The 2,515-nt window shown below is 50.3% G+C and carries 2 protein-coding genes; one reads left to right on the plus strand and one right to left on the minus strand.

Translation table 11 applies throughout. The features are described from left to right. Nucleotides 1-153: 153 nt before the first annotated feature. Nucleotides 154-933: a type III pantothenate kinase gene (locus DEF47_RS02865; protein WP_041304682.1), complete on the minus strand. Its 780-nt coding sequence runs from the start codon at nucleotides 931-933 to the stop codon at nucleotides 154-156. A 154-nt stretch (nucleotides 934-1,087) separates the two neighbouring features. Between DEF47_RS02865 and DEF47_RS02870 the strand changes: the two genes are divergently transcribed. Then, nucleotides 1,088-2,395, plus strand: coding sequence for a nuclease-related domain-containing protein (locus DEF47_RS02870; RefSeq protein ID WP_012191142.1), 1,308 nt, complete (start codon nucleotides 1,088-1,090; stop codon nucleotides 2,393-2,395). The last annotated feature ends 120 nt before the right edge of the window (nucleotides 2,396-2,515 follow it).

A 2,515-nucleotide genomic window follows, 5' to 3' on the forward strand; every position in this document is an offset into this window, starting at 1 on the left:
AACGGCGCTGCACGAACGGTGGGCCACGACGGTGACGCGGGGTGGTCGGCTCGGGACGGCCATCCCCTAACACTGATGAATACCCATTCCCCAACCTGTCCGCCCTTAAACCCGCCGCACTGGGAGAGGGGTTGGGGGTGAGGGACATTCGATTTATTGACGATTCATGGCATGAATCATTTTGAGGCCTTCGTGGGTCAGCCATGGGTCAACATGATCGATCACATGGGTTTCGCCAGCAATAATATCGGCAATTACCTCAGCCTGACCACCAGTTGCGACAACTGTCCCGCGCGTGCCCAACTCCTGCCACATCCGCGTGACCAAGCCTTCGACCAAGCCAGCATAGCCCAAAACAATCCCCGATTGCATATAGTGCGAGGTGTTTTTACCGATTACGCGCGGCGGGCGAGCCAATTCCACATGATAAAGTTTGGCAGCAGCCCGAAACAGCGCATCAGCCGAAATCCCAATGCCTGGGGCAATCGCTCCGCCAATATAATCGCCCTCAGTCGAAATCACATCAAAGGCCGTCGCCGTGCCAAAGGCAATCGCGATGACTGGCCCGCCATAGCGCCGAAAGGCGGCAACCGAGTTGGCAACCCGATCAGCTCCAAGTTCGCGCGGCGTGTCGATCAATAAGCGCATGCCAGTTTTGATGCCAGGGCCAATCACAACTGGCTCAACATTCAAATAGGTGCGGCTCAATTCGCTAAATACACTGGTTAAAGGCGGCACAACACACGAAATCGCACAGCCCTCGATTTGATTGATCGCAATGCCACGCAATTCGAATAAACTACGCACCAACACCGCATATTCATCGGTTAATTTTTGGCGTTGGGTTGATAAACGCCAATGCGCCACCATCTGATCGCCATCCCATGCGGCGATTTTGCTATTGGTATTGCCAATATCGATTGTTATTAACATTCTGCTTTTCCACATCAGCGTGAATCAAAAATCCAATCCATTATTGCATACTTTTGCTTTTTCAACTATTTTTAACAATTCGTCAATGCACGGAGCAACGAAACAATGATAATATAAGCACAGAATTGGCTTTTTTTTGGCTAGGGAGCTACCCGTGGCCGTTCAAGTTTGGATTGGCGAAAAGCCCGAACACCCCAATGAGCGCAAAGCAATTATTGCCTTAGCCAACGGTCTCGACCGCTTGGAAGGCCTTTATGTCATGCTGGCAAATTTTAGCGTCGGTGGCCATACCATTGACCTTGTGGTGTTGAAGAACGATGCAGTTTTTATTCTCGAAATGAAGCACTGCGATGGCAAGGTTTATGGTTCGGTCAATGGACGCTGGAAGGTCGTCAGTAGCGCTGGTTCGGTCAAATGGCTCAATCAAGGCCGCAAAAACCCCTATAACCAAGTAATTGCCTACTATTACGCCTTCCGCAATTTCTTGCACGACCATCAGCACGAAATTATGTCGGAGCAAAAGGCCAGTCAAACCGATTTTCGGGCTTGCAAACGCCTGATCGTGATCTCGCCTATTTTAGAGCGTGGCTCGGAAATTAATCTCGATTGGCGGGTCAATGTTAAAGGCTTGGATGAATTACCAACCCACTTGGTGACTGAGCGCACCGATGAAATTCATTTCACCGATGAGGAAATGCTCAAAATTCCGCGCTTGCTGAATTGCTCAATCTGGGAAGAAGTCAATCAATTGGTTGCAGGAGTGATGCCTGCATGGGATGATACACCCTCTGATCCGCCGCCAGCCGCGCCACCACCCGAACCGATTGCTTTGCCAGAGCCGGTGATCGAGCCAGCTTTGCCAAAAACGTGGCCCGAACGCCTGCGCGATAGCTCGTTACGCACCCGTTTCAATGTTTTAGGCTGGGCGGTTGTCTCAGTTTTGTTGATATTGGTGTTAGTTCAGGGTCGCAATATTACGATTATCTCGAATGCCCCAACGCCCGAGGTTTATGGCACAATTCCAGTTCCAGCAGCCTCGCCAACCCCAAGTGGTTGTATTACGACGTTTGGGCAAACCATTCGCAAGGCCCGCGACCCAATTTCCTATCAATGGTATACGATCGATAGTCGGGCCAGCGAAACGGCCTATGTAGCAGTAACGCTTGATCGGGTACAATTTTGCTCCGACCAAATTGTGCTGCACTGGAGCGTCCAAAACACAACAGCTGGCATTGTTCAATTAGGTTTGACGAATAACAATATTGCGGTGAGCGACACCAGTGGCATTATCTATCGCCTACGTGAAGAACGCCAAACCATTCGCGTGCGCAACGGCAAAATTAGCAGTGGCACTGCAACCATTCCACGCTCGGTCAATTTGAGCGCCAATACCCTAACGATTGAGTTGCTCAACGAGCCATTTGGCGGCCAGTTGTGGACCGTGCAAGTGCCCAAGAAATAAAGAACATAGAACATATATTCAGGGGCTAGGAGTGGGGGTGAGAGATCTTAAAACCTAGATGCTACCCTTCATGATCTTCGTGTGCTTTGCGGTTGCACCTTTTGATTTCTGACTTTTGAT

Origin of the sequence: Herpetosiphon sp. (assembly GCF_003512625.1) — a bacterium.
In the GTDB taxonomy this organism is placed as follows: domain Bacteria; phylum Chloroflexota; class Chloroflexia; order Chloroflexales; family Herpetosiphonaceae; genus Herpetosiphon; species Herpetosiphon aurantiacus.